The organism is Streptomyces anandii JCM 4720 (genome assembly GCF_014650655.1).
Classification (GTDB): Bacteria; Actinomycetota; Actinomycetes; order Streptomycetales; family Streptomycetaceae; genus Streptomyces; species Streptomyces anandii.
Map to the genome: position 1 here is coordinate 235,791 of NZ_BMVJ01000004.1, position 4,899 is coordinate 240,689.

Annotated in this window: 4 protein-coding genes; 2 read left to right on the forward strand and 2 right to left on the reverse strand. The window is 71.1% G+C overall.

From position 1 onward, the window contains the following. A partial coding sequence (locus tag IE249_RS09750) for a helix-turn-helix transcriptional regulator (protein ID WP_229857956.1) occupies positions 1-533 on the reverse strand: 533 nt, incomplete at its 3' end. A 221-nt stretch (positions 534-754) separates the two neighbouring features. Here IE249_RS09750 and IE249_RS09755 point away from each other — a divergent pair. After that, positions 755-3,127, forward strand: coding sequence for an immune inhibitor A domain-containing protein (locus tag IE249_RS09755; RefSeq protein ID WP_229857958.1), 2,373 nt, complete (start codon positions 755-757; stop codon positions 3,125-3,127). Between the two features lie 366 nt (positions 3,128-3,493). On the opposite strand, the gene IE249_RS09760 is transcribed toward IE249_RS09755, so the two are convergent. Beyond that, positions 3,494-4,459 carry a pirin family protein gene (locus IE249_RS09760; protein WP_189704372.1) on the reverse strand — a complete coding sequence of 322 codons (966 nt, stop codon included), beginning with the start codon at positions 4,457-4,459 and terminating at the stop codon, positions 3,494-3,496. 149 nt (positions 4,460-4,608) lie between these two features. Here IE249_RS09760 and IE249_RS09765 point away from each other — a divergent pair. After that, a partial coding sequence (locus IE249_RS09765; protein ID WP_229857961.1) for a tetratricopeptide repeat protein occupies positions 4,609-4,899 on the forward strand: 291 nt, incomplete at its 3' end.

Sequence of the window (4,899 nt, forward strand, 5' to 3'; positions counted from 1 at the left end):
ATCCCGCAGATCAAGGCGGGGAACTCCTCGGCCAGCGCATGGAAGGGGCAGTTGCGCAGCCGCAGCGTCTCCCCGTCCCAGAAGGGCTGATAGCCACGGGCCCGCAACACCTCGACCAGGTCACCGGCGGCCGCGTCCGGATCCGCCTCCCCCGCCGCCTTCGCCGCGGACTGCAGCGCCTGGTCCAGGCCGGCGTTCTCCACCACCTCGGCGAGCAGCCGGCCCGCGGCGTCGTAGGACCGGGGCGGGACGGACACGGTGTGCTCACCCTCGGCCCGCCGGTACATCTTCGCCGGCCGCCCCGACCCGGGGCCGGTGCGCCCGGACAGCCGCCGGAAGGACACGGCCAGCAGACCCGCCTCCACCAGTTTGTCCAGGTGGAAGGCGGCCAGCGACCGGGAAACCCCGACCGCCTCGGCCGCCGCGTCCCGTCCCACCTCGCCGGGGGCGGCGGCGACGTGCCGATAGAGCCGGCGGCGCAGAGGGTCGCTCAGCACACCCAGCACCGCGAACGCGGAATCCTCACCAGTCACGCGGCGAGTCTATGACCAACAAAAGTATTCAAAACAGCACCGGACATCAGCGCACCGGTACGCCGACGAGCACGGCGCCACCGGCGGCCACCTCCTGCGCCATCCGCCGCCTCACCGGGGATGCGCCGTGTCCTCGTCGGTACTTGAGACTAGTTAAGCAGTATGACATGTGAAATATTACTGGCCGTCAGTCCACCACCCTCGACTCGAAGGTGCTGCAGATGCGCAGACCCTCCGCGACCGGACTTCTGGCCGCGCTCACCACCAGCGCGATAGCCGCGGCCCTGCTCGGCTCTCCCGCCGTAGCACAGGAGAAACCGTCCCCACCCGAGCCGGCGGCCGCCGCCCACCGCGCCATGGGCGCCGAGGGGCCCCAGCCCCCGGTCGCCGCGCCGGCGCACCGCCAGCAGGCGCTGCGGGCACAGGCCATGCAGCGGCTGAACTCCGGAACCCTCGCCCGGACCTCCGACGGCAGAGCCCCCGCACGGGCGAAGATCGGCGACGACTACGTCCCGCTCGCCCGGCAGCGCACGGACAAGGTGTTCGTGATCCTGGCGCAGTTCGGCGACAAGGTCGACGACAGCACGCTCTACAACGGCCACGTCCGCTACGGCGGCACGCCCGGCCCGCGGCACGACCAGATCCCCAGGCCCGGCCGCGACGACACCCACACCTACTGGGAACCGGACTTCAGCAAGTCCTACTACCAGAAGATGTTCTTCGACGACACACCTGGCGCCAACTCCGTCCGGAACTACTACCGCACCCAGTCCGCGGGCCGCTACGACATCCAGGGCACCGTCAGCGGCTGGGTGACCGTGCCCTACAACGAGGCCCGCTACGGCAGCGACAAGGGCCCCGAGGGCAACGGCGCGTGGACCCAGGCGCAGGAGTTCATCCGCGACGCGGTCAACGCGTGGTACAAGCAGCAGCGTGCCGATGGCCGCAGTGACGCGGACATCAAGGCGCAGCTCGCCCAGTACGACACGGCCGACCGTTACGACGCCAACCACGACGGGAACTTCAGCCAGCCGGACGGCTACCTGGACAACGTGATCGTGGTGCACGCCGGTGTGGACCAGACATGGGGCGGCGGCGCGCAGGGCGACGACGCCCTGTGGGCCCACCGCGCCTGGGACTTCCCCGACCCCACGGGAACGACCGGCCCGGCCGGCGCCAAGCTCGGCGGCGCGCAGGTCGGCGACACCGGGATGTACGTCTACGACTACGTACAGGCCGGTGAGAACAGCGGTGTGGGCCTGTTCTCCCACGAGTACGGCCACAACCTGGGCCTGCCGGACATGTATCCGCTGACTGGCGGGGACAACAGCGTCAACTTCTGGTCGCTGATGTCGTCCGGGTCCTACCTGGGCCGCGGCCGCAACACGACCGGCGAGTACCCGGGCGACCTGGACCCGTACAGCGAACTCCAGCTGGGATGGCTCGGTTACGACGAGGCGCGGGCCGCGACGCGCTCCCGGCACGTGCTCGGCGTGAGCGCGTACAACACCCGGCACGCGCAGGCGACCCTGGTCCATCTGCCGGACGGGCGGACCGAGACCGATCTCGCCGACCCGTACCAGGGCACGGCCCAGTGGTGGAGCGGCGCCGGCGACAACCTGGACAGCACCCTCGAACGGACCGTGGACCTCACCGGCCGCACCGGGCCCGCCGCGCTCGACACGGCCGCCTGGTACGACACCGAGCCCGGCTACGACTTCTTCTCCGTGGAGGCGTCCACCGACGCGGGCAAGACCTGGACCGCCCTCGGCGGCACGGTGAACGGCACCCCGATCGGGAACACCACGGCCAACACCCCGGGGCTGAGCGGCAGTTCCGGCACCTGGGCGCAGCTGCACATCCCACTGGACGCCTACGTCGGGCAGCGGGTCCGGCTGCGCTTCCACGTCACCTCGGACGGCAACACCCACGGCAAGGGCGTCCTGGTGGACGCGGTCCGCGTCGCCGCGGGCGCCGACACGATCCTCGACGACGGCGCGGAGAACGGCGGCCCGGGCTGGACCTCGACCGGCTTCCGTGTCATACAGGGCCGCGTCGCGGTCGAACACCACGCGCGCGCCTACCTCGTGGAGAACCGCCGCTACGCCGGCTACGGCACCTTCCTGCGCACCGGGCCTTACAACTTCGGCTACTCCGGGGTCGCGGGCAAGGAGAACGTGATCGACACGTACCCGTACCAGCAGGGCGTACTGGTCTGGCTGTGGGACACCGCCTTCAGCGACAACAACACCGCCGACCACCCCGGCCACGGCCTGATCCTGCCCGTCGACGCGCATCCCGCGCAGATCCGCTTCGCCGATGGGACCGCGGTCAACGCACGGGCGCAGAGCTTCGACGCGCCGTTCTCGCTGCACCGCACCACGCCGTTCGCGCTGCACAAGGCGGGGGTACGGACCTGGATCCGCAGTGAGCCGGGGGTGCCGTACTTCGACGACCACACCGGCGTCTATACCGACCCGGCGGCGCCCCGGCTGGGCGTGTCGGTCCCCGACACCGGGACGCGCGTCAGTGTCCTGCACGAGTCGGACGACGACGACCTGACCACGACGATTCAGGTGTCGCCGAGTTCCTGACCGGCGTTCCGTTCCGCCGGGACCCGGCCGCCTCCCGGCTCCGGGCCCCGGCGGGGCTTTCCCACACCGCCGGCACGGGCAGCGGAAGCGCCACCGACCAGCTGCCCGCAGCTGTCGAGTCGATCGACGTCACGCGTCTCTGTCCCCACTCGCACAGGTATCAGACGGGATGTCGGCGAAGTCAGCATTGAGTCAGCAAGAGTTTTGCCAGAGCTGCCTGCAGACGGCCACATCGTGGGATCGCCGACCACCCCGACCCGGGTCCGCAGCCCGCTCAGCCCTCTTCCCGCGGACGGCCGGAGAACGTGCGGAAGCGCCTGCACACTTCTCCCCTGTCAACCCTCGGCGCCCAGATGTCTCCGCGGGTCAACGCACCCTCCCCCGCGGCTTCAGCGGCACCGGGGGCAGTTCCGGGGCCGGGAGCGGGGCGCCGTCGTAGCCCTTCACCTCTCCGAAGCGGGTGCCCTCCATCCAGTCCCGGCGGGCCGCAGCGATCTCCTCCTGGGTTCGGCCGATCCAGTTCCAGAACATGATCAGCTCCTCCTCGAACGGTTCGCCGCCGAGGAGCATCAGGCCCGCCTCGGACTCGGCGCGGACGGGGAGTTCGGTGCGGCCGCAGCCGAGGTAGAGCATGGAGCCGGGCAGGACCGGGACACCGTCGACGTGGGACTCGCCGGACATGGACAGGACGGCGTACTCGAAGTCCGGGTCCAGGGGCAGGCGTACGTCCGTGCCGCGGGCCAGGGACAGGTCGGCCCCGACGATGGGGGTGTACGCGGTGCCGGGCGAAACCGCCCCGTCGAGGGCGCCGAGGATGACGGTGGCCTTCAGGCCCGGCGCCGTGACCACGGGCAGCTCGGCGTGGTGTTCGAAGTGCGGGTCGGTGTGGCGGTGGCCGTCCGGGAGGGCCACCCACAGCTGGGCGCCGTGCAGGAAGCGGGCGTGCGAGCGGGGGCTCTCCTCGGAGTGGCTGATGGCGCGGCCCGAGGTCATCAGGCCCAGTTCACCGGGGCGGATCAGCTGGAGGCTGCCGGTCGAGTCGCGGTGCAGCACCTCGCCCTCGTGCAGCCAGCTCACGGTCTGCAGGCCCATGTGCGGGTGCGGGGGCACCTGCATGCCGGGCTCGTCGGCGATGTCGTCGGGACCGTAGTGGTCGACGAAGCACCAGGCGCCGACCATGCGGCGGCCGAGGTTCGGCAGCAGCCGGCGGACTTCGGTGGACTCGCCGAGCCGGACGCGGCGCGGGCTGAGGAGTTCGCGCACGGGCTCGGCCACCACGAACCCGCGGCCGCCGCACACCGTGGGTACCGCCTCACGGTCAAGGTTGCTCATACCGCCCAACCTAGTGCCGTACGGGCCGTCGCGTCAGTGCGTCACCCGGCCCTGAGCCGGCCGGAAGACGGCCGACGCAAGACCAGCCGCAGAAGGTAGTGGAATATTCAACCAACCGGTTCCGTTGTCGGCGGCGAAGGAGGTCACGAGTGGACACGACGTACTACGACCACGGAACCCCCGCCGAGCGCTGGGAGCGCGCGCGGATGTTCTTCGACGCCAGGGACTACACGGCGGCCGGGCGGGTGCTCGCCGGGCTGGTCGAGGAGGTGCCGGAGCAGACCGGACCCCGGCTGCTGCTGGCGCGTGCCTACTACCACTCGGCCCAACTGCGCCGCGCCGAGGCTCAGTTGCGCCTCATCATGGAGCGCGACCCGGTGGAGCACTACGCCCGGCTGATGCTGGGCCGGACCCTGCAGCGGCAGGGGCGGCACGAGGAG

Bases quoted from the DNA above. Each gene is read 5' to 3' on its own strand.
- IE249_RS09755 (WP_229857958.1), top strand. From the start codon at position 755: ATGCGCAGACCCTCCGCGACCGGACTTCTGGCCGCGCTCACCACCAGC.
- IE249_RS09760 (WP_189704372.1), bottom strand. From the start codon at position 4,459: ATGAGCAACCTTGACCGTGAGGCGGTACCCACGGTGTGCGGCGGCCGC.